This window comes from Halomonas sp. ND22Bw, assembly GCF_003011945.1.
Classification (GTDB): domain Bacteria; phylum Pseudomonadota; class Gammaproteobacteria; order Pseudomonadales; family Halomonadaceae; genus Halomonas; species Halomonas halophila.
Map to the genome: position 1 here is coordinate 1 of NZ_PXWD01000051.1, position 672 is coordinate 672.

A 672-nucleotide genomic window follows, 5' to 3' on the forward strand; every position below is an offset into this window, starting at 1 on the left:
TTTCATACCTGGAAGCGGCGAAATTCAATCCGTCGTCGCGCGGTTTTCCGCGGGCAGGATCAGGGGCGGTCGCGCGACGGCAGGGCGGCGATCTGGTCCGCTGTCAGCCGGCGAAGGACGCGCACGCGGCACGGCTCAGGCCCCGTCGTCGGGCTGCGCAACCGGGCCTGATCGCCGACGCACAGGCGGCTGGTTGCACCCAGCGGCTCCAGGGCGATGGACACGGCCGGGGAACACCTCCGTCGCCGAGGTGCGGACATACAGGGGCTGTTCGTTGGGCGCAGTGAAGTTGCGCACCAGATTGGGCCGGAAACAGGGATTAGCGGCGGTGCGCGTGGCGGATGGCGACTGGCCGGACCCAACCGGGGCGCAGGCGGCCAGCGCCAGAACGGCGGCTGAGGCGAGGACAAGGCGCAGCATGGTGTTCTCCTGACAGCCCCCGCCTCAACCCTCTCGCCGGGGGGCGTCGGGCGCAAGCGAATTCGACGATACGGCCGGACGTCGGGGCGAGACCCGCTCGGCCAGGTCGCGCGGCAGGGGCGACGGCCGGTTCAGGATCGACGCCGCCAGATGCTCGCCGAGCAAGGGCGCGACGCAGAAGCCGCGCGATCCCAGGCCGCCGAGAATATAAAGGCCTTCGTCCAAGGCGCCGGCTAGGGGCAGGCGATCCGG

The 672-nt window shown here is 70.8% G+C and carries 2 protein-coding genes; both read right to left on the reverse strand.

Annotated elements, in window-relative coordinates:
* Nucleotides 1-59: 59 nt before the first annotated feature.
* The gene (locus CVH10_RS25680) at nucleotides 60-224 is read right to left on the reverse strand and encodes a hypothetical protein (protein WP_181244439.1); all 165 of its coding nucleotides are present in this window, start codon (nucleotides 222-224) and stop codon (nucleotides 60-62) included.
* 220 nt (nucleotides 225-444) lie between these two features.
* Nucleotides 445-672: hypothetical protein (locus tag CVH10_RS16895; RefSeq protein WP_219924728.1), on the reverse strand; the 228-nt coding region annotated here is incomplete at its 5' end.